The 20,121-nt window shown below is 62.9% G+C and carries 21 protein-coding genes and 2 tRNA genes; 3 read left to right on the plus strand and 20 right to left on the minus strand.

The genetic code is table 11. The features are described from left to right. Positions 1–17: 17 nt before the first annotated feature. The 8 genes from V6M89_RS22735 to V6M89_RS22770 all read right to left on the minus strand — a co-directional run bounded on the left by V6M89_RS22735 (position 18) and on the right by V6M89_RS22770 (position 6,157). Positions 18–152: a hypothetical protein gene (locus V6M89_RS22735; RefSeq protein ID WP_268878369.1), complete on the minus strand. Its 135-nt coding sequence runs from the start codon at positions 150–152 to the stop codon at positions 18–20. 35 nt (positions 153–187) lie between these two features. Further along, on the minus strand, positions 188–547 hold the full coding sequence (locus V6M89_RS22740) for a hypothetical protein (protein ID WP_332855324.1): 360 nt from the start codon (positions 545–547) through the stop codon (positions 188–190). Positions 548–612: 65 nt separating this feature from the next. Then, complete coding sequence (locus V6M89_RS22745; protein WP_152807293.1) at positions 613–1,050, minus strand: hypothetical protein; 438 nt, start codon at positions 1,048–1,050, stop codon at positions 613–615. A 58-nt stretch (positions 1,051–1,108) separates the two neighbouring features. Then, the gene (locus tag V6M89_RS22750; RefSeq protein WP_332855325.1) at positions 1,109–2,977 is read right to left on the minus strand and encodes a phage tail protein; all 1,869 of its coding nucleotides are present in this window, start codon (positions 2,975–2,977) and stop codon (positions 1,109–1,111) included. 71 nt (positions 2,978–3,048) lie between these two features. Then, positions 3,049–3,888 (minus strand): hypothetical protein, encoded by an 840-nt coding sequence (locus V6M89_RS22755; protein ID WP_332855326.1) that lies wholly within the window; start codon positions 3,886–3,888, stop codon positions 3,049–3,051. A gap of 155 nt (positions 3,889–4,043) precedes the next feature. Continuing rightward, entirely contained in the window at positions 4,044–4,646 is a 603-nt protein-coding gene (locus V6M89_RS22760; RefSeq protein WP_332855327.1) for a DNA-binding protein, read from the minus strand. Positions 4,647–4,659: 13 nt separating this feature from the next. Further along, entirely contained in the window at positions 4,660–5,232 is a 573-nt protein-coding gene (locus V6M89_RS22765) for a hypothetical protein (RefSeq protein WP_332855328.1), read from the minus strand. Next, entirely contained in the window at positions 5,207–6,157 is a 951-nt protein-coding gene (locus tag V6M89_RS22770) for a DUF1376 domain-containing protein (RefSeq protein ID WP_332855329.1), read from the minus strand. The genes V6M89_RS22765 and V6M89_RS22770 overlap by 26 nt, the downstream gene beginning before the upstream one ends. 90 nt (positions 6,158–6,247) lie before the next feature. Here V6M89_RS22770 and V6M89_RS22775 point away from each other — a divergent pair, with 90 nt between their 5' ends. Then, positions 6,248–6,946: an XRE family transcriptional regulator gene (locus V6M89_RS22775; RefSeq protein ID WP_332855363.1), complete on the plus strand. Its 699-nt coding sequence runs from the start codon at positions 6,248–6,250 to the stop codon at positions 6,944–6,946. 60 nt (positions 6,947–7,006) lie between these two features. Here the strand turns inward: V6M89_RS22775 and V6M89_RS22780 are convergent. The 6 genes from V6M89_RS22780 to V6M89_RS22805 all read right to left on the minus strand — a co-directional run bounded on the left by V6M89_RS22780 (position 7,007) and on the right by V6M89_RS22805 (position 12,382). Continuing rightward, positions 7,007–7,083, minus strand: a tRNA-Arg gene (locus V6M89_RS22780). 76 nt (positions 7,084–7,159) lie between these two features. Next, positions 7,160–7,236: transfer RNA gene (locus V6M89_RS22785), tRNA-Pro, on the minus strand. Between the two features lie 71 nt (positions 7,237–7,307). Then, on the minus strand, positions 7,308–8,657 hold the full coding sequence (gene glmM / locus V6M89_RS22790) for a phosphoglucosamine mutase (RefSeq protein ID WP_332855330.1): 1,350 nt from the start codon (positions 8,655–8,657) through the stop codon (positions 7,308–7,310). A gap of 12 nt (positions 8,658–8,669) precedes the next feature. After that, on the minus strand, positions 8,670–9,521 hold the full coding sequence (gene folP / locus V6M89_RS22795) for a dihydropteroate synthase (protein ID WP_332855331.1): 852 nt from the start codon (positions 9,519–9,521) through the stop codon (positions 8,670–8,672). 73 nt (positions 9,522–9,594) lie between these two features. Further along, positions 9,595–11,478 carry an ATP-dependent zinc metalloprotease FtsH gene (gene ftsH / locus V6M89_RS22800; RefSeq protein ID WP_217943709.1) on the minus strand — a complete coding sequence of 628 codons (1,884 nt, stop codon included), beginning with the start codon at positions 11,476–11,478 and terminating at the stop codon, positions 9,595–9,597. 202 nt (positions 11,479–11,680) lie between these two features. Further along, on the minus strand, positions 11,681–12,382 hold the full coding sequence (locus V6M89_RS22805) for an RlmE family RNA methyltransferase (RefSeq protein ID WP_332855332.1): 702 nt from the start codon (positions 12,380–12,382) through the stop codon (positions 11,681–11,683). A gap of 43 nt (positions 12,383–12,425) precedes the next feature. On the opposite strand from V6M89_RS22805, the gene V6M89_RS22810 reads away from it, so the two are divergent. Next, entirely contained in the window at positions 12,426–12,896 is a 471-nt protein-coding gene (locus V6M89_RS22810; RefSeq protein ID WP_116989794.1) for a YhbY family RNA-binding protein, read from the plus strand. After that, positions 12,835–12,987: a 50S ribosomal protein L32 gene (locus V6M89_RS30440; RefSeq protein ID WP_442881994.1), complete on the plus strand. Its 153-nt coding sequence runs from the start codon at positions 12,835–12,837 to the stop codon at positions 12,985–12,987. Before V6M89_RS22810 ends, V6M89_RS30440 begins: the two co-directional genes overlap by 62 nt. 11 nt (positions 12,988–12,998) lie before the next feature. On the opposite strand, the gene V6M89_RS22815 is transcribed toward V6M89_RS30440, so the two are convergent. From V6M89_RS22815 to V6M89_RS22840, 6 genes are all read right to left on the minus strand, one after another. Then, positions 12,999–13,481: a DUF4149 domain-containing protein gene (locus V6M89_RS22815; protein ID WP_332855333.1), complete on the minus strand. Its 483-nt coding sequence runs from the start codon at positions 13,479–13,481 to the stop codon at positions 12,999–13,001. Continuing rightward, entirely contained in the window at positions 13,481–13,957 is a 477-nt protein-coding gene (greA, locus tag V6M89_RS22820; protein WP_026335301.1) for a transcription elongation factor GreA, read from the minus strand. Before greA ends, V6M89_RS22815 begins: the two co-directional genes overlap by 1 nt. 113 nt (positions 13,958–14,070) lie before the next feature. Beyond that, entirely contained in the window at positions 14,071–17,301 is a 3,231-nt protein-coding gene (gene carB / locus V6M89_RS22825; RefSeq protein ID WP_332855334.1) for a carbamoyl-phosphate synthase large subunit, read from the minus strand. Position 17,302: 1 nt separating this feature from the next. Beyond that, a complete protein-coding gene (gene carA, locus V6M89_RS22830) occupies positions 17,303–18,466 on the minus strand; it encodes a glutamine-hydrolyzing carbamoyl-phosphate synthase small subunit (RefSeq protein WP_332855335.1) in 1,164 nt (387 codons plus the stop codon). 252 nt (positions 18,467–18,718) lie between these two features. After that, positions 18,719–19,129: a GlcG/HbpS family heme-binding protein gene (locus V6M89_RS22835; RefSeq protein WP_116989789.1), complete on the minus strand. Its 411-nt coding sequence runs from the start codon at positions 19,127–19,129 to the stop codon at positions 18,719–18,721. Between the two features lie 36 nt (positions 19,130–19,165). Continuing rightward, on the minus strand, positions 19,166–20,089 hold the full coding sequence (locus V6M89_RS22840) for a patatin-like phospholipase family protein (protein ID WP_332855336.1): 924 nt from the start codon (positions 20,087–20,089) through the stop codon (positions 19,166–19,168). Between the last annotated feature and the right edge of the window lie 32 nt (positions 20,090–20,121).

The raw sequence follows: 20,121 nt of genomic DNA on the forward strand, positions 1-20,121 counted from the left end.
CTCCTGTAAACCGCGCCCTATTTCCTGGGCATCCAGCGCATCGCGGCGAAATCGAATTCGCCGCCCTCTTGCTCGCCCAGGGCAATGGCCCAGGCAGTGCCGACTTCTTCCGGCAGGCTCAGCGCCACATCGAACGGAACCCCGTTCTTCACCAGGTACACCACCGTGGCGAATGCGGGGTTCCGTGCTAGTTTTTTACGGCGGCCTCGGACACGGCCGCGTCGGCCTGCTCCGCCACGTGGTGCATGACGGCGCTGACGCCGTCCTCGCCCAGGCGCGAGATCAGCGCTTCCAGTTCGCGCTTGGTCGATGGCGGCGGCTGCTCGTCGCCGTCGATCTGCGTCACCCACAGCAGCGGCATGACCATGCCCATGTAGACCTCGTTGCGCGCCGAGGCGCCGACCACTTCGACGATCTGGTACTGGCGCAGCACGTTCGGCTTTTTCAGGCCGATGCGCAGCGCGCCGGCGGTGATGGTGGCGACCGCGTTGGCGGCCTTGACGATGTCGTCCGACACCGTCTCGATAGAAATAGTTGGTTTGCTCATGGCAGTTCCTGTTCAATAAATAAATGGCGCGCGGCCGAATGGACGCGCGCCTTGCAGCACGGGGCTTACTGGACTTTCAAGCGGCGCGAGGCCATGAATTCCAGTTTCATCTTGACGGTCTTGTCGCCTTCGCGGGCGCCCAGCTCGGTCAGCTTGTAGACCACTTTTTCATAGCGGTACTGCGAGACGCCGCCGTTGGGTTCCTGGATGGTTTCCTGGATGAAGCCGTACGGCACGTTCATGCCGTTGTAGTAGTTGGCTTCGGCCTGCGCCCAGAAATCATCGAGCGTGCTGTCGAAGCGGTCGATTTCGAACGAGCCCTTCCAGCCGTTGTGCGTGACCGTGTGGCGCGCTTCGCCGTCCAGGCCGGTGCGCTTTTCCTCGGTGGTGACGGGTTGGGCGTCGAACTTCATGATCGCCGTGGTGGGAATGTTCAGGTTGCCGCTTGCCGTCGTGATGACGACGCGGATGTCCTTGCCCAGGGTTTGGTTTGCTGCCGACATATGTCGCTCCAAATAAAAAAGCCGCCCTCAGGCGGCATGGATGAAAATGAAAACCGCCTTAGTTGGCGGCCACGGTACTGGTGCGGGCGACCTGCACCGACTGGCCGCCCTCCATATTGATCAGGAACTTCTCGACCACCGACAGGTACTGCACCTTGGCGTCCATCTGCATGTAGCCGGTGGCGATGCGCGGAACCAGGTTGTTGCTCAGGTCGCAGATGGTGGAGAAGTCCGCCACCTGGCCCTGCTGCCGCATATTGGCCAGGAAGCCGTCGACGGTGGCCTTGGCCTGCAGGCGGGTCGGGTCGTCGGCACGGCTGGACTGCAGGCGGCCGACGAACTTGCCCATGCCGGCGTTCAGCGTGTAGGCAATGTAGTTGGTCATGCGGGTGTAGTTGTCGCCGTTGGTCACCGGATTGGACGAGGTGTTGTGGCCGAAACGCGTACCGAAGTAGGCGCCGCCCGGCACCGGATTGGCGATCACGTCGATGCCCGCCTGGCCCAGCACCTGCAGCTCGGCCGCCGCGTACGGACGGCTCTGCAGGCTGCGCTGGGTGGCGACGATGCCGTACAGCGCCTTGTTCAGGCTGGACTGCTCCGGCGACAGGTTGGCCAGCAGGCCCGCCACAAACGCTTGCGGCGAGATGACGCGGGTGATCGAGTTGACCGGATCGCTCCAGTAAACCCAGTCGCCCAGCAGCAGCTTGAACGCATACGAATCGAGGTTGGCCGCCGCCTTGGCCGCGGCAGCCGCAGCCGGGGTGTCGCCCTGCGGCGTCACGCCGACCATGTAGATGCCTTCGGACAGGCCGAACGCAGCCTGCGCCGCGAAGGTGCTGATGTCGTCGCAATCGGTCAGCATGGCCACCGCCGCGCCGGAACTGCGCAGGCTGTACATGCCGGTGCGGCTACCCAGGTCGGAGCCGAGCAGCAGCGCGCCGGTGATGTTGTTGGCGCCGTCGGTGCCGCCGGCGAAGTTCGAGCTGGCATAGGCCGGCACGCCGGTGGCCGCACCGGCCGCCGCCGACACCAGCACCGACGCCGGCCGCGCCACGCTGTTGCCGTTGTTGATGGCCGCCGCCAGATTGACCCACAGCGCATTGCCGGCGCCGGGAATGTTGTCGAACACCTCGGGCGCGAAGCCGGACAGCGCCAGCGTCACCTTGACGGTGCTGGTCTGGCTGCCGGCGGCGATGGTGGCCTGCAGGCTGTTGCCCAGCGAGCCGGTGTATTTGCCGCTCAGCGTCAGCGCCGGCGTGCCGGCCACGCCGCCGGTCAGCACGGCGCCGGACGCGGTGGCGCCCGCCACGGTGGTGGCCACGGTCAGCGTATTGCCGGCCACGCCAGGCAGCAGCGCCGTCAGGTTCAGCGTATTGGCATTGAGCGCAAAGGTGAACTTGTCGATGTTGACGTCCAGCGAAGCCTGCAGGAAGGCCAGCAGCGTCGCCAGCGTCGCGCTCAGCGAGGCGCCAATGTTGACCTGGTTGCCGACGGCGCCGCTGGCGACGAAGGTCACCACGGTGCCGGCCAGCGTCAGCGTGGTGGCGGCCACCGGATTGGCGGTGAACGCCACCGAGCCGGTGGCGGCGATGCCGGCCGACTGGATGGCTGCGGTGGCGGCCGTGTCGGTGCCGTCGGTCACGCGCACGCAGCGCATGCTGGCGGCGCCCTGCTGCACTGCCGCCGCCAAGGCGGTGCCCATGTCGTACTTGCGGTTCTGCAGCGAGCCGTGGATGCGCGCATAGTCGGCGGTGCTGCCCACCAGGGATGCGGAATTGACCGGGCCCCATTGAGCGGTGCCGACAATGCCGAGCACATTGGTCGGCACGCCATTCAGCAGTGACACGCTGGGCGGCACTATCTGTACATAGAGGTCTGGAACGATCAGCGCCGTCGTGTTGATGGCGCCTTGCTGTGATACCGGCATGTAAGCCTCCTAAAAATAAAAAAAGCCCGCACGGGGCGGGCAAGAAAGCAGATGGCGTATGGCTTGTGGCGTTACGAATACAGCGTCGTCGCGCCGGCCTGGCCACCTGTTGCGAACTGCATCGCGACGCCGAGCTGTTCGGCGACGATCTGGGTTGCGCTGGCACTATCCGTGATGGCGTACTCCACGGCATAGAGAATATCGCGACGGAAAATGGTGGCATTTTCCATCGCATCGTTTTGCACGCTGCGCTTGTAACGCAAGGTGCCGTTGGTGCCGTCCGCCAGCGCGACGCGCCATGCGCCGGCCAGCGCCACGTCGATGGCGGCCGCCAGCGGATCGCGCGCGGCGGCGCTGTTGGCCCAGACCGAAATCTGGAACACTTTTTCCTGCCGGCGCAGCACGCGCATATTGCTGCCGCCGACGCCGACCCGCGCCACCAGCTTGCGCGCGCCCGGCACGCTGACGACGGCGCCGACATTGCTGGCCGGGCGCAGCGCGTTGAGCAGCGAGGCCAGGCCGGTGGCGACGGCGGTCGGCGTATCGCCGGCGCGCACCGCGTAGACCACCGGCAGGCCGTCCGCCAGCACGGCGGCGTTCTGCCCCGCCGCCGGCGTGCCCGCCACCGTCACCGTGCCGGCGCCGACCGTCAGGCTCAGCGTCGAGCTTGAAATGGGTTGCGCCATCCAGTCGCTGCAAGCCGGTTGCGTGACGCGTTCGGTGGCGGTCGGGAATACCGACACGTGGGCCTTGCCGGCGCTCAGGTCGGCGTTGAGCGTGGCGGCGTTGGGCCAGCCGGCGTAGATCACGGCGGTGACGCCGGTAATGGAGGCAGCGCCGATACCGTTGGGATAAACGGCGGCGCTGATCGCCGCCACCAGCGCCTGGGCGACATCAGTTTGATCGGCCATGGGGTTCACCAGAAAAGAAAGGGAGGAAGCGGCGCGAGGAAAAAACCGCCGCAGAAATGCAAAAACCCGCACTAGGCGGGTTTTTGACGTACTTCTTGAACTTATCAATGTGAGACCTATTCTCCGCGTGTTTTGCGGAACGGTCAAGCACTTTTTTAAAAATCGATCATTTTTGTTTGTTGCAGCAGTTCGCCGACGGCGATCCACGCTTTGTGCTCGGCGCCGCTGACGGCCGGCATGCGGCCCTTGGCCGGTGCGCCCTTCAGCCAACGCACCAGCTTGGCGTTGTGCGCGCTGGCGGTATCGCGATGCACGCCGCACTGGTCGGCCAGGTCGGCCAGGTTGTGCTTGACGCCGAAGCAGCGCTCGATGATGCCGCGGCGCAGCAGATAGTGCGACAGCAGGCCGGACATCTCGCCCAGCGCGCGCTCGGTCAGGAACAGGATGGCGTCGACCCACACCTTGTTCGGCTTGGAGCCGGCGCAGCAGTTGCGGCCGCAATCGCAAGGCACGGCGGGCGGCGCCACGCGCGCGATCAGGATGTGCATCAGCATCGGGTCGAGACGGTCGAGCTCGGCCCTTATCATGCCGGCCTGGGCCGCGCCGTCGAGGCCGCCCAGGCCCTTCCCTTCCTTGCTGGGGCCGGAGGCCATGCGCGCCATCATGGACTTGTCGTACTGCTGGCCCGAGAAATTAAATGCGAAAATCAGCGCGGCGTGCGCGCTGCTGAACAGTGCTTCTTCTTCGATAACTAACATAGGTCTGTGCTCCTTAAGTGTTGCTGGTATTGGTTGGGTGGTTCTTCAATAGCGCCTTGAGTTCCTGCAGCCGCATGCGGGCGGTGTGCACATCGGTCTGCGCCTGGCCGGGCGCCGGCAGCGCGGGCACCGGGCGCGGTACGTCGGCCAGTTCGTGCTCGTGCGCCAGCTTGGCGGTCAGGATGCGGGTCCAGCGGGCGCGGGCGTTTGGCCAGGCCAGCGCGCGCAGATCGGCAAAGGTGAATTCGACGGCGGCCCAGTACAGCGCCTTGCACGGCCAGCGGTCGTCGCCGAAAGCGCGGCGGCTGACCTGGCACTGCGCCTCGACAAACATGGACTCGGCATCCGTCGGCGGCCGGCACAGCTGCAGGAACTCCGGCAGCGTCGGCGGCCAGGGCTTGGCCAGGCAGGCGGCAACGCCGCGCTTGACCTCGCCCACCGACAGGCCGGCCAGGTTGCTGCGCCAGGTCTCCTTGACGCCTTGCACATCGGTGCCGCGCCACAGGTCGGCCAGGCGGCTGCCGTACAACAGCTCGAATTGACCGAACAGGCGCTCCACGCTATCCGACGAGACGGGCTTGGCCATCGATGGTGTGCTGCTCGCCGGCGTCGCCGTTGCGGCCAGTGAGTTGGTCAAGTACGCGCTGGCGTTCTGCATGGGTTCCTCCGAAAGATGGATGGGCGGGTTTGCCGGGGTTGCGCATCAAGTCGCTCAGGACCGGCAGGAAATATGCGGCGCTGAAATGTTCGCCGGGATGGGCGCGCAGCTTTTGCGCCACCACCGCCACGATGAATTCGTCGTCCAGCCGCTGCAGCACCGGCGCCCAGCCGGGCTTGGCGAACAGCCCCGGCGCGGCGGCAATGCCGAGCTGGCGCAGTCGCCGGCACAGTTCGCCGATGCGGGACATGGGCGGCGCTGCGGCCGGGTCGCCTGCTGCTTGAGCTTGTAAACTTTTCCCTGTCTCTGTCCCTATCCCTGTCTCTTGGAAGGCCGGTCCCGGGGGACACGGGCGGGACAACGGCGCGCCGTCATCGGCCAGGAATGCTTCCAGCGTGGGGAACGGCAAGTCCTGGCCGTGCCGCTGGTTGTGCTTCTTGATGCGCGCGCACTCGGTCTTCCAGCGCTGGGCACGCTTGGCCTGCCAGGCTTCGTTGGCCTTCTCCGCCACGATGGGGTGGTACAGGCGGCCGTCCGCGCACTTGATCCAGCCGTGCAGCGCGCCGGCGCGCAGCTTGCTCCACTCCCTGACGACGCGGCCATAACCAGCCAGCTGCGCCAGCACCACGTCGTCGTCGGGAATGCTGGCGGCGGGGATCTGGTGCCACGACGCGCACCACAGCAGCACGGCCGCCCGGAACTCGTCGCCGCTGACGATGGCCGAGATATCGCTGTCGCGCAGCCGCAGCACATCGAGCGGCATGAAGGTGAAATCACGCAGGTCGCAGTCGCCCGGCGTCAGCGGCATGGGCAAGTGGTTGGAGCGTGGGAAATTCGAAATATTTTTATTCATGTACACAGAATATACGCGAATGAATAGGCAATCAATACCTGAATGAATAAATTATTGCGTATTTTTATTCATGCACGTATAGTTCGTGCCATGGATATCGCAAGCAGACTCGATGAAGCTATGAAAGAGGCTGGGTTCACCACCCAGAGCGCCCTCGCGCGCGCCTCCGGCGTACCGCAGCCGACGATCAACCGCATACTCAAGGGCGTGGGCAAGAAAGGCCCGGAGACGCAGACGCTGGCGCAACTGGCGGCGAGCTGCAATGTGCGGTTCGAGTGGCTGCATGAAGGCCGCGAGCCGAGGGCGCGCACCGGCGGCGGCGTCGAGCGGGAGTATCGGCAGGTGGTGGTGGCGGATGCGGGCGATCCAGATTTTTACGAAATTCGCAAAGTGCAACTTCAGCTATCGGCAGGTATGACGGGCTTTCAAACTGTTCCAGAGATTTACGACGGTAGCAAATTAAGTGTTTCCAAGAACTGGGCCGACCGCCACGGCTACATCCCCGAGCGGCTGATCGCCATCGCGGTCAAGGGCGAGAGCATGGAGCCCAATCTGTACGCGGGCGACCTGGTGATCATCAACACCGCCGATACGTCGATGGAAGACGGCGTGGTGTTTGCGGTCAACTACGAAGGCCAGGCCGTGGTCAAGCGGCTGACGCGCGACCGCGGCGACTGGTGGCTGACCTCGGACAACCAGGACCAGCAGCGCCACCGCCGCAAGAGCTGCCGCGAGGGCGAGTGCATCATCATCGGACGCGTGGTGCGGCGGGAGACGGACCGAATCTAAGCCGGAAGACTGCCAAGCAAGCATGAACCGATCGTCGATTTCTGATTTTAAATATGATTTTGGCCTGCCCGACAGGAATCGAACCTGTGACCCTCAGCTTAGAAGGCTGATGCTCTATCCAACTGAGCTACGGGCAGTAGATTTGCATGCAACGAGAATACGTCGCGGAAATGAAAAACGGGCTGTCTTTCGACAACCCGTTTTAAAAGTTCTTGGTCGGAGTACAAGGATTCGAACCTTGGACCCCCTGGTCCCAAACCAGGTGCGCTACCGGGCTGCGCCACACTCCGAAGACAGTATTCTAACGCTTGGCTCCCGCTACGTCAATGAGCGCCCAGCGAATTATTACACTGCTGAAATTTTACGCAGCCAGCTGGGCTTCCACCTTGTCCGCAATGCGGCGCGCCATCGACTGCGCATCGCTGGCGTTACGAGCTTCGACCATCACGCGGATCAAAGGTTCCGTGCCGGAGGCGCGGATCAGCACGCGGCCGCTGTCGCCCAGCTCGCGTTCGACCAGTTCCTTCTCCGCGACCATGGCCGCGTTCTTGGTCCAGTCGAATCCTGGCGAGACGCGCACGTTGACCAGCGTCTGCGGGAAGATCACCAGCTCGCCGGCGCACTGCTCCAGCGATTTGCCGGCGCGCTTCAGCGCCGACAGCACTTGCAGCGCGGAGATGATGCCGTCGCCGGTGGTGTGCTTGTCCAGGCACAGCAGGTGGCCGGAGCCTTCGCCGCCCAGCAGCCAGCCCTTGTCCTTCATCACTTCCAGCACGTAGCGGTCGCCGACCTTGGCGCGCGCGAAGCCGATGCCCTTCTCTTTCAACGCCACCTCGACCGCCATATTGGTCATCAAGGTGCCGACCGCGCCGGCCACCGGGCCGGTCGCCAGGCGATCCATGACCATCAGGTACAGCAGCTCGTCGCCGTTGTACAGGCGGCCGTTGGCGTCGCACATAATCAGGCGGTCGGCGTCGCCGTCCAGCGCGATGCCGAGGTCGGCGCCGTGGGCGCGCACGGCGGCGGCCATGGCTTCCGGCGCGGTGGCGCCGTGGCCCAGGTTGATGTTGAAGCCGTCCGGCTTGTTGCCGATGGCGATCACTTCAGCGCCCAGCTCGTGGAACACGTGCGGGGCGATGTTGTAGGCGGCGCCGTGGGCGCAGTCGACCACCAGCTTCAGGCCGCGCAGGTCCAGCTCGTTCGGGAAGGTGCTCTTGCAGAATTCGATGTAGCGGCCGTGGGCGTCGTCCAGGCGCTTGGCGCGACCCAGTTTTTCCGACGCCACGCAGTCCATCGGCACGTCCAGCGCGGCTTCGATCTCCAGTTCCACCGAATCCGGCAGCTTGGTGCCCTGGTCGGAGAAGAATTTGATGCCATTGTCCTGGAACGGGTTGTGCGAGGCCGAAATCACCACGCCGGCCGACAGGCGCAGCGCGCGCGTCAGATAGGCGATGGCCGGGGTCGGCATCGGGCCGGCCAGCATGACGTCGACGCCGGCGGCTGAGAAGCCCGCCTCCAGCGCCGCTTCCAGCATGTAGCCGGAAATGCGGGTGTCCTTGCCGATCAGCACGGTCGGGCGCACCGCGCCGCTGCGGGCGCCGGCCAGCACCTTGCCGGCCGCATAGCCGAGGCGCATGACGAAGTCCGGCGTGATCGGCGATACGCCCACCAGGCCGCGGATGCCATCAGTTCCAAAATATTTACGTGACATTGTGTGTTCTCTTTATCGTTGTAGGTTAGTTCCTGCCTGCCATACTTTTAGCGCATCCACCGTTTCCGCCACATCGTGCACGCGTACGATCAGCGCGCCCTGCGCCACCGCCGCCAACGCGCCGCCGACGCTGCCGGCCATGCGTTGCTCGACCGGCTTGCCGGTCACCGCGCCCACCATCGATTTGCGCGACAGGCCGGCCAGCAGCGGCACGTCCAGTTCGGCGATCAGTTGTGCGGTGGCTTTCAACAAGGCGTAATTATGCTCCACAGTCTTGCCAAATCCAAAACCTGGATCGATGCAAAGTCGACGCGGATCAATGCCGGCAGCGGTCAGCGCCTCGATGCGCTCGCGCAGGAAGCCAATGACTTCAGCCACCACATCGCTGTAGCTGGGCGCCAGCTGCATGTGCCGGGGGTCGTTTTGCATGTGCATGATACACAAGCCGCAGTCGCTGTCGCGCACCGCAGCGATGGCGCCGGGCGCGCGGAAGCCGTTGATATCGTTGATCATGTCGACCCCGGCGATGATGGCCTCGCGCATCACCTCTGGCTTGTAGGTATCGACCGAGATGGCCGGGCCGATGTCGCGCAGCGCGTACAGCACCGGCATCACGCGCTGCAATTCCTGCTCCAGCGGCAGCGGCGGCGCGCCGGGACGGCTGGATTCGCCGCCGACGTCGATGATGTCGACGCCGTCCAATATCATCTGTTCGGCATGGGAGATGGCGAATTCCAGCGACTGGTGCTGGCCGCCGTCGGAAAACGAATCGGGGGTGACGTTGAGGATGCCCATCACGCGGGCGCGGACGCGGTCGCCCCGCCAAGGATAGTTGAAACGGCCGAACTGTAATGTAGATCGCATGGAGAACCGAAGGAAAAATAAAAAAAGGGCGAGGATCGCTCCCCACCCCTCTGTCTTGCTACTCAGCCAAGTATCAGGCTGGAGCGGTCACGCTAGGCGATACGCCCGAGCCGCCGTCGCTAGGCGGATGCTTGCGGATGGTCACGCCGGCTTTCGGTGCACGCGGCTCCAGGCCAGCCATGATGTCGTTGATCTGGTCGGCATCAATCGTTTCCCATTCCATCAGCGCCTTGGTCATCACTTCGACCTTTTCGCGGTTCTCTTCCAGCAGCTTGCGCGCCAGCTTGTATTGCGTGTCGAGGATGCTGCGGATCTCGGCATCGACCATTTGCTGGGTCGCTTCGGAAATCGTCTTCGATGCGCCGCCGAAGAAGCCGTCGTTCTGGCTGTCTTCGTAGACCATCACACCCATCGCGTCGGACATGCCGAAGCGGGTCACCATCGAGCGGGCCAGCTTGGTGGCGCGCGAGAAGTCGTTCGAGGCGCCGGTCGACATCTGGCCGACGAAGATCTCTTCCGCGATGCGGCCGCCGAACAGGATGGAAATTTCTTCCAGCATCTTGTCCTTGTAGCCCGAAATATTATCGTGCTCAGGCAGCTGCCAGGTCAGGCCCAGGGCCCAGCCGCGCGGCATGATGGTCACTTTGTGGACCGGATCGGCCTTCGGCAACAGCTTGGCGACCACGGCGTGGCCGGACTCGTGATACGCGGTGTTGCGGCGCTCTTCCTCGCGGATGACCATCGACTTGCGTTCCGGGCCCATGAAGATCTTGTCCTTGGCATCCTCGAAGTCGATCATGTCGACCAGGCGCTTGCTGCGGCGCGCGGCGAACAGCGCCGCCTCGTTGACCAGGTTGGCCAGGTCGGCGCCCGAGAAGCCAGGGGTGCCGCGGGCCAGGATGTCGGCCTTGACGTCGGTACCGATAGGCACTTTGCGCATGTGCACGTTCAGGATCTGTTCGCGGCCGCGGATGTCCGGCAGGCCGACCGACACTTGACGGTCGAAACGGCCCGGACGCAGCAGCGCCTTGTCCAGCACGTCGGCGCGGTTGGTGGCGGCCACCACGATCACGCCGGACGAGGCTTCGAAGCCGTCCATTTCCACCAGCAGCTGGTTCAGCGTCTGTTCGCGTTCGTCGTTACCGCCGCCCATGCCGGCGCCGCGATGGCGACCGACCGCGTCGATCTCGTCGATGAAGATGATGCAAGGCGAATGCTTCTTGGCGTTCTCGAACATGTCGCGCACGCGGGATGCGCCCACGCCGACGAACATTTCAACGAAGTCCGAACCGGAGATCGAGAAGAACGGCACCTTGGCTTCGCCGGCGATGGCGCGCGCCAGCAGGGTTTTACCCGTGCCCGGAGGACCGACCATCAGCACGCCGCGTGGAATGCGGCCGCCCAGTTTCTGGAATTTGCTCGGGTCTTTCAGGAAGTCGACGATTTCGTTGACTTCTTCCTTCGCTTCGTCGCAACCGGCGACGTCGGCGAAGGTGACGGTGTTATTGGTTTCGTCCATCATGCGCGCCTTCGACTTGCCGAAGGAGAATGCGCCGCCCTTGCCGCCGCCCTGCATCTGACGCATGAAGAAGATCCACACGCCGATCAGCAACAGCATCGGGAACCAGGAAACGAAGATTTGTTGCAGGAACGACTGTTCCTCAGGCGGACGCACGTCGAAGTGCACGCCGTTGTCGCGCAGGTCGCCGACCAAGCCGCGATCGAGGCCGGTGGCGGTGGCGCGCACCTTGGTGTCGTCGCTACGGGTGGCCGTGATGTTGACGCCTTCGATCACCACATCCTTGATACGCTTGGCCTTGACCTCATCCAGCAAATCGGAATAAGCGATGGGTTTGGCGCCAGCGGTCACGCCGTGGCTGTCAAACTGCTTGTACAGCATCAGCAGCAGCAGTACCACGACTACCCAGATGGCTGATTTGGAAAACATGTTATTCACGAAAACTCCTTGGATGCAGGGCGCATCTTTTAACCGATAGCTAGAAACCCGATTTTACTCGCAATAAGCAGGCGGTGCCAGAAGCCCGCCTGCGCGTGCGGCCAAAATTCCAGCCGAAAAACACATTATTTGACCAAAATACCAGTGCGATCAAGTCAAAACTGATCTTCACCGTGTCGATGTGCGGCCCAAGCGCCAAATATCAAGGGCGCTCGAGAGGGAAATCGTCAGTTTCGAGCGGCAGGGCCGAGCTCATGCCGTCGGTCGGGTTTTTCAGGCCGCGCCCCAGCAGGAAAATCTCGGAAGACTTGTCGCGGCTGGCTTTCGGCTTTTTCTGGACCACGGTTTTGAATTCGCGGCGGAATTTGAGCACGATATCGTTAAAACCCATGTCTTTAAAACATTTCACCAGCAGCGAGCCGCTCGGTTTTAAATGGGCCTGGGAGAATTCAATTGCCAAATCGATCAGATGTTCCATGCGCGCGGCGTCGGCCGAGGCGATGCCGGACAGGTTGGGCGCCATATCCGATAACACAACGTCAATCTTTTGACCTTTGACATGATCTTCCAGCAGCTGCAACACCTCGGGCTCGCGGAAATCGCCCTGGATGAAGTGGAAGTCGGCGATCGGCTCCATCGGCAGCAGATCGAGGCCGATCAGCGTGCCGTTGATGCCCCCGCCCTCCTTGCCGGACAGCTTGCGGCGCACGTATTGCCCCCAGCTGCCGGGAGTGCAGCCGAGGTCGACGATGACCTGGCCGGGCTTGATCAGGTTCTCGTCCTCATCGATCTCCTTGAGCTTGAAAGCGGCGCGGGCGCGGTAGCCCTCTTTTTGCGCTAATTTCACGTAAGGGTCGTTAATATGGTCGTGTAACCAGTTTTTGTTTAATTTCTTCTTCTTCATTCGCGTAGAATACTGCCTTTAAGGGAACCACTAAAAATATATTATGCAAAAACTTACACCTGTTGAGCGCAGCGCTCTGCGCGCCGAAGCGCATGGCCTCAAGCCTATCGTCATGATCGGCGAGGCAGGCCTGACAGCCAACGTCCTCAAGGAAATCGCGCTGGGCCTGGACTCCCACGGTCTGATCAAGGTCCGCGTGTTCGGCGACGACCGTGAAGCCCGTGCCGCCATGTACGACACCATCTGCGAACAGCTCGATGCGTCGCCGGTACAACACATCGGCAAGCTGCTGGTGCTGTACCGTCCGAAGGTAGAAACGGAAAAAGCCCGTTCGACCTCCGGCAAGGGCCTGCGCGAAGTCACCATCGTCAAGCCTAGCCCAAGCGGCACCAAACGTCCGTCTGTGACCAAGGTACTGCTCAAGGGGAATGAACGCGTGACGCAAGGCGGCAATATCAAACGCGCCAAGCCACAGCAGAAGTCGACCAAGAAGAGCGCACTGGGCAGCAAATAAGCCCAGCGCCGTTGTCGTTCCCGCGCAGGCGGGAATCCATGCTGACTCGCCTATGCAGGCGCTCCATGGATTCCCGCCTGCGCGGGAATGACGCAAACTGTATTACTGTTTCACCACCAGCCACGCGGCCAGCAAGCTCTGCACCAGGTAGATGCTGCTGGAAATGCCGTGCAACATGCCGAATTCATTCTTCGCGGCGCCTTCCATCACCCCGCCCGGCCCCGCCGCGGCACGCAATGCGGCCATCATCGGTTGCAGGCCGAAGTGCGACACCAGCGTGCACGCCAGCATCGTCGAGACGATCAGCAGCAGCATGCGGCGCGTCTTGGCGGCCGAGTTGGCGGCCGAACCGGCAAAGATACCGCCCGTCTCCGCACCCTTGCTGACCCACAGCAGCGCCAGCATCACCAGCGCGCAGGCGATCGACAGCCAGGCCTCGTTCTTGAACAGGCTGGCGGCAATGGTGCCGGCCAGCACCCGGTCGCTCAGCGTGGCGAACAGCGTCGGCGCGGCCAGATAGCCGACTGCCCACAGACTGCCCGCCCACAGCGTCGCGACCAGCAAACGTGTACGCGCGAGCAGCATCAGATGTATCGCACTTCCAGGATTTCGTATTCGCGCGGGCCGGACGGCGCCTGCACTTCCACCACGTCGCCGGCCGACTTGCCGATCAGCGCGCGGGCGATCGGCGAGGTCACCGATACTTTGCTCAGTTTCAGGTCCGCTTCGTCCAGGCCGACGATCTGGTAGGTCACTTTCGAGCCAGAATCCAGGTCTTCCAGGTCCACCGTCGAGGCGAACACCACGCGGCCATCGGCGTCCAGCGTGGTCGGGTCGATGATTTGCGCTGCGCTCAGCTTACCTTCCAGTTCCGCGATGCGGCCTTCGACGAACGCCTGGCGCTCCTTGGCGGCATCGTACTCGGCGTTTTCCGACAGATCGCCATGCGAACGCGCTTCAGCAATCGCGTCGATCACGATACGGCGTTCTTTGGTCTTCAACTGGTGCAACTCTTCTTTCAGGAGTTCTGCGCCGTACTTGGTAAGTGGAACTGAAGTCATGTTTATATTTACTCTGTTGTTACAATGGAAAACCACAGAGGCCACGCCAACCTGCAGCGCGAGCTCTGTGGTTAAAAGGTACTGTCCGGTGTCACATCAGTGACGCAAGAACCTTAGTGTAAGGTTTTATGCAGCCCTTGTAAATCGTACACTTGCAACTCGTCCAAATGACGGATGCCTTCGACCGCCGCTTCCGCGCCGGCGATGGTGGTGTAGGTCGTCACGCGCGACGCCAGCGACGAGGTGCGGATCGCACGCGAGTCGGTGATGGCGCTGCGTTTCTCTTCCACCGTATTGATCACCAGGACGATCTCGTGGTTCTTGATCATGTCAACCACGTGCGGACGGCCTTCGACCACCTTGTTCACCGGCGTGACCGGAATCCCGGCCGCTGCGATGACGGCGGCGGTGCCCTTGGTCGCCACCAGCGTGAAGCCGATGTCCACCAGGTCGCGCGCCACTTTGACGGCGCGCGGCTTGTCCGACGATTTCACCGACAGGAACACCTTGCCCGATTTCGGCAGCTTGATGCCGGCGCCCAGCTGCGACTTGACGAAGGCTTCGCCGAAGGTCTTGCCGACGCCCATGACTTCACCGGTCGATTTCATCTCAGGTCCGAGGATGGTGTCGACGCCCGGGAATTTCACGAACGGGAACACGGCTTCCTTGACGCTGAAGTAAGGCGGCACGACTTCTTTCGTGATGCCCTGCTGCGCCAAGGTCTGGCCAACCATGCAGCGCGCGGCGATCTTCGCCAGCTGCAGGCCGGTGGCTTTCGACACGAACGGCACGGTGCGCGATGCGCGCGGGTTCACTTCCAGCACGTAGACCACGTCGCGCAGTTCGCCGTCGCGTTCCTGCTTCTGGATCGCGAACTGCACGTTCATCAGGCCGACCACGTTCAGGCCCTTGGCCATCAGCGAGGTCTGGCGCTTCAGTTCATCGATGGTCTCTTGCGCCAGCGAGTAAGGCGGCAGCGAGCAGGCGGAGTCGCCCGAGTGCACGCCGGCTTGCTCGATGTGTTCCATCACGCCGCCAATGAAGGTGGTTTCGCCGTCGGAGATGCAATCGACGTCGCACTCGATGGCGTCGTTCAGGAAGCGGTCCAGCAGCACCGGCGAATCGTGCGATACCTTGACCGCTTCACGCATGTAGCGCTCCAGGTCGCGCTGTTCGTGGACGATTTCCATCGCGCGGCCACCCAGCACGTAGGAAGGACGAACCACCAGCGGGTAGCCGATTTCCTGTGCCAGCGCCAAAGCGTCGGCTTCGGTGCGGGCGGTGCGGTTAGGCGGCTGGCGCAGGCCCAGCGTGTGCAGCATCTGCTGGAAACGCTCGCGGTCTTCGGCGGCGTCGATCATGTCCGGCGAGGTGCCGACGATAGGCACGCCATTGGCTTCCAGGTCCAGCGCCAGTTTCAACGGAGTCTGGCCGCCGTATTGGACGATCACGCCGACCGGTTTTTCCAGGTCCACGATTTCCAGCACGTCTTCCAGCGTCAGCGATTCGAAGTACAGGCGATCCGAGGTATCGTAGTCGGTCGACACGGTCTCAGGATTGCAGTTGACCATGATGGTCTCGTAGCCGTCTTCGCGCATCGCCAGCGCCGCGTGCACGCAGCAGTAATCGAATTCGATACCCTGGCCGATACGGTTAGGGCCACCGCCCAGCACCATGATCTTCTTCTTGTCGGTCGGAGCGGACTCGCACTCTTCATCGTAGGTCGAGTACATGTAGGCGGTGTTGGTCGAGAACTCCGCGGCGCAGGTGTCGACGCGCTTGTACACCGGACGGATGTTCAGCTCATGGCGCTTGGCGCGCACGGTCTTGGCATCGGTCTGCAGCAGGAAGGCCAGGCGGCGATCCGAGAAGCCTTTTTGCTTCAGCTTGTACAGCGTAGGCTTGTCGATCTGGTCCAGCTTCTGCGTGTCCATCCACAGTTCCAGGTCCACGATTTCCTTAATCTGGATCAGGAACCACGGGTCGATCTTGGTCAGGTTGTGCACTTCTTCCAGCGTGAAGCCTTGTGCGAACGCGTCGCCCACGTACCAGATACGCTCAGGACCTGGCTCGCCCAGTTCCTCTTCGATCTTCTCGCGGTCCTTGGTTTTTTCGTTCAGGCCGTCGACGCCGACTTCCAGGCCGCGCAGCGCTTTCTGGAACGATTCCTGGAAGGTGCGGCCGATCGCCATCACTTCGCCGACCGATTTCATTTGCGTGGTCAGGTGGTGGTCGGCGGTCGGGAATTTCTCGAACGTGAAGCGCGGGATCTTGGTGACGACGTAGTCGATCGACGGTTCGAACGAGGCCGGGGTCGCGCCGCCGGTGATCTCGTTGCGCAGCTCGTCCAGCGTGAAGCCCACGGCCAGCTTGGCCGCCACTTTCGCGATCGGGAAGCCGGTGGCTTTCGACGCCAGTGCCGACGAACGCGACACGCGCGGATTCATCTCGATGACGATCATGCGGCCATCTTCCGGGTTGATCGAGAACTGCACGTTGGAGCCGCCGGTGTCGACGCCGATTTCACGCAGCACCGCCAGCGAGGCGTTGCGCATGATCTGGTATTCCTTGTCGGTCAGCGTCTGCGCTGGCGCCACGGTGATCGAGTCGCCGGTGTGCACGCCCATCGGGTCCAGGTTTTCGATCGAGCAGATGATGATGCAGTTGTCCGCCTTGTCGCGCACCACTTCCATCTCGTACTCTTTCCAGCCGATCAGCGATTCTTCGATCAGCAGTTCGGAGGTCGGCGAAGCTTCCAGGCCGCGTTTGCAGATGGTCTCGAATTCTTCTTCGTTGTAGGCGATGCCGCCGCCGGTGCCGCCCATCGTGAACGACGGACGGATGATGACCGGGAAGCCCAGCGTGCGCTGCACGGCCCACGATTCATCCATGGTGTGGGCGACGCCCGACTTGGCCGAACCCAGGCCGATCTTGGTCATCGCGTCCTTGAACTTGGAGCGGTCTTCGGCCTTGTCGATGGCTTCCGGGGTGGCGCCGATCAGCTCAACCTTGTACTTGTCCAGGATGCCGTGGCGATGCAGGTCCAGCGCGCAGTTCAGCGCGGTCTGGCCGCCCATGGTCGGCAGGATCGCGTCCGGCTTTTCCTTGGCGATGATGCGTTCCACGACCTGCCAGGTGATCGGCTCGATGTAGGTGACGTCGGCCATTTCCGGGTCGGTCATGATGGTCGCAGGGTTGCTGTTGACCAGGATGACTTTGTAGCCCTCTTCGCGCAGGGCCTTGCAGGCCTGTGCGCCGGAATAATCGAACTCGCAAGCCTGGCCGATGATGATCGGGCCAGCGCCAATAATCAGAATACTTTTAATGTCTGTACGTTTAGGCATCTTATTTTTTCTCCGTTGCTTCCATCATGCCGATGAAGCGGTCAAACAGGTAAGCGACGTCAGTCGGGCCAGGCGATGCCTCAGGGTGACCCTGGAAGCAGAAAGCCGGCGTGTCGGTGCGGGCAAAGCCCTGCAGCGAACCGTCGAACAGCGATTTGTGGGTTACGCGGCAGTTGGCCGGCAAGGTGTCCGGGTCCACTGCGAAGCCGTGGTTCTGGGACGTGATCAGCACTTGTTTGCTGTCCAGGTCCTGCACCGGGTGGTTGGCGCCGTGGTGGCCGAATTTCATCTTCAGGGTTTTCGCGCCCGAGGCCAGGCCCATGATCTGGTGGCCGAGGCAGATGCCGAACAGCGGCAGCTTCTTGGCCATGAAGACCTTGGCGGCGGCGATCGCGTAGTCGCATGGCTCAGGATCGCCTGGGCCGTTCGACAGGAACACGCCGTCCGGGTTCAACGCCAGCACGTCGGCGGCGCTGGTTTGCGCCGGCACCACGGTGACTTTGCAGCCGCGCGCGGTCAGCATGCGCAGGATGTTGCGCTTGACGCCGAAGTCGTAGGCCACCACGTGGAATTTAGGGTCCGACAGCTTGCCGTAGCCTTCGCCCAGCGTCCATTCGGTTTCGGTGAAGTCGTAGGCCGCCTTGACGGTGACCACCTTGGCCAGGTCCATGCCGGCGATGCCGGGGAAGGATCGGGCCAGGTCCAGCGCTTGCGCAGCCGACGGCTCGTTGCCCTGGGTGCCGACCAGGATGGCGCCGGACTGGGCGCCCTTCTCGCGCAGGATGCGGGTCAGCTTGCGGGTGTCGATACCGGCGATGCCGACGATGTTCTCGGCCTTCAGGTAATCGGACAGCGATTGGGTGGAGCGGAAATTCGACGCCATCAGCGGCAGGTCACGGATGATTAAACCGGCCGTGTGGACTTTGGTGGATTCGACGTCTTCCGGATTGACGCCGGTATTGCCGATATGCGGATACGTCAGGGTGACGATCTGGCGGCTGTAGGAAGGATCGGTCAGGATTTCCTGATAGCCGGTCATGGACGTATTAAAGACCACTTCGCCGGTTGTATGACCGGCGGCGCCGATCGAAAAACCTTTGAAAATAGTTCCGTCAGCAAGGGCCAGTATGGCTGGAACGGCAGGGCCAGAAAAAAATGGCGGCAAGGGCAACTCCTGATAAAGTTACCGTAGCTGCGCCACGTCAGACGACCGTCGTGTGTCCCCCGCCGTCGCAGGCCAGGGTGGAAGGTCAATTGATGATGGAGTGAGTGGTAGTCGCTACGGTAGAGGTGAGATTGGCTAAACCTTTGAATTATAACCAAATCCACCTCTCTTGGCAATGCCGGCTGGCGCATCTGCGACGAAAAAAATGCCGCCGGACGCGAGTCCGGCGGCACTTCGGCGAAACGTTGTAAATTAATTCAGCGCGGCGATGCCAGCCTTGGCAACTTGCACATCCTCAGCCGACTTGACGCCCGAGACGCCGACGGCGCCGATGACGTGGCCGTCAACGATGATGGGGACGCCACCTTCCAGCAGGCCGTCCGCCATCGGCGCCGGGGCGCTCAGGAAGGCGGTGCGGCCGTTGTTGATCATGTCTTCGTAGATCTTCGATTCGCGGCGGCCCAGCGCCGACACGCGTGCCTTGGCAGGGGCGATGTGCGACGACAGCGGCGCGGCGCCGTCCTGGCGTTGCAGCCACAGCAGGTGGCCGCCGTCGTCGACGATGGCGATTACGACCGGCCAGTTGTGGGCGACCGCCTCGGCTTCGGCGCCGGCAGCGATCTTCTTGATGTCGGCAAGCGACAGGTATGGTTTGGTTTGCATGTGCTCTTCCTTATTCTTGGACCGGATATTGTACTGCTATGGCCTGCGCTTGGCTTCCAGTTTCTGCTTGATCTGCGCCATCACCTGCGCGGCGGCCTGCTCGCCGGCCAGGATCGCCTGGTTGCGGCCGGCGAAATCGTTGCCCGCCATTTTGCCCAGGCTAGGAGCGATAACCACGTCCGCATCCTTCAATTCGTACTGGTTGATGCGCTGCCCCATGATGCTGAAGGTCTGCATGATGACGTCGAGCGAGCTGACGGTGGCCTGCACATCGGCCTGGGTCGAGATGTTGACGGCGATGACGAAATCGGCGCCCATGTCGCGCGCAAAGCGCACCGGCACCGGCGCCACCAGGCCGCCATCGACATACGAGCGGCCGTTGATCACCACCGGCTGGAACACGCCCGGCACCGACGACGAGGCCCGCACCGCCATGCCGGTATTCCCGCGCTGGAACAGGATAGGCTGGCCGGTCTTCAAGTCCGACGCCACGGCGCCGAACGGTATCTTCAACTTTTCGATGGGCTGGTTGTTGACCGCCTTGTTGACGTAGGATTGCAGCGCCTCGCCTTTCAGCACGCCGGAGCTCTTGCCGAACAGCGGCACGGCCCAGTCGGAGATCGCCGCTTCGTCCATGTCCATCGCCACTTTCTGCAGCTGGAAGCCGGTATTGCCGGCCGCGTAGAGCGCGCCGACCACCGAACCGGCGCTGGTGCCGACCACGATGTCCGCATAAATGCCCTGCGCCTCCAGCGCCTTGATCACGCCGATGTGCGCGAAGCCGCGCGCCGCGCCGCCGCCCAGCGCCAGGCCGATCTTGATCTTCTTGGGAGGCAGAGGCTCCGGCACCGCCAGCGGTGGCGCCGTTGGCGTTTCAATCACCGGATTGGTTTTGCAGCCGACGACGGCGGCTGCGGCGAAGATGGTTAAAGCGACAAGGGAAAGACGGCGTGATGGCATGTAGGGGTTCAATCTGCTGGGTTTTGGGCGCA

Source organism: Duganella sp. S19_KUP01_CR8, from assembly GCF_036688705.1.
Lineage (GTDB): Bacteria > Pseudomonadota > Gammaproteobacteria > Burkholderiales > Burkholderiaceae_D > Rugamonas.